Below are 772 nucleotides of genomic sequence, written 5' to 3' on the forward strand. Positions count from 1 at the left end.
ACAGGACGGTTGGCAAAGGAGGCCGGCACACTGTAGCGGGTGCGCTCGAAGCTGATCAGGCAGGTGGGCGAAACACGTTTGCTCATCTCGATGAAGCCGTCAAAGGCAACGGGCAGCCGCATCAGGGCGGCCCGTTCTTCGGCCCAGACATCGGCGATCGTGCCGGGCAAGGAACCATGCGCCGTTTCCCGCCACAGCTCGAGGCAACGCTGTTCCAGCCAGGCATTGAGCGCCGCAAGGTCAGGGAAGCCCGGCATCGCGTGTAGCAACTGGTGGCGGGAATCCCGGACGTTCTTCTCGACCTGACCTTTCTCCCATCCTGCAGCCGGATTGCAGAACTCGGGCTCGTAGACATAGTGGTTTGTCATGGCGAGGAAGCGGATATTGATCTGGCGCTCCTTGCCACGACCGACACGATCCACTGCTGTCTTCATGTTATGGGATGGACGCCTCCCTCCTCGCGCTCACAGTAAGTGGCCCAACCTGGAGGAGGACAGCATGACAATGAATTTGCTGGCGATCGATCTTGGAAAGCAATCGTTCCATCTGCACGGGATTGATACAAACGGTGTGATTGTTTCACGAAAGGTCAGCCGCACAAAGCTTACGGAAATCGTGAACGAGCTGGCGCCAGAGACGATCGCCATGGAAGCTTGCGCCAGCGCTCACCATTGGGGCCGGTTATTCACAACGGCGGGGAGAGAGGTCCGGTTGGCCGGGGCGTGGCGCTGCTCGTGCAGCGCCTTCGCCATGCCGGTCAACCCGAGGGCAG

At 60.4% G+C, this 772-nt stretch carries 2 pseudogenes; one reads left to right on the plus strand and one right to left on the minus strand.

Going from position 1 to position 772, the window contains the following annotated elements:
- Window positions 1-437 (minus strand): annotated as a pseudogene (locus IE243_RS22960) (IS21 family transposase); the annotation flags it as partial.
- Between the two features lie 67 nt (window positions 438-504).
- Here IE243_RS22960 and IE243_RS22965 point away from each other — a divergent pair.
- Window positions 505-772: pseudogene (locus IE243_RS22965) on the plus strand (hypothetical protein); the annotation flags it as partial.

The sequence above is a fragment of the Camelimonas fluminis genome (genome assembly GCF_014656355.1).
GTDB classification, from domain to species: domain Bacteria; phylum Pseudomonadota; class Alphaproteobacteria; order Rhizobiales; family Beijerinckiaceae; genus Camelimonas; species Camelimonas fluminis.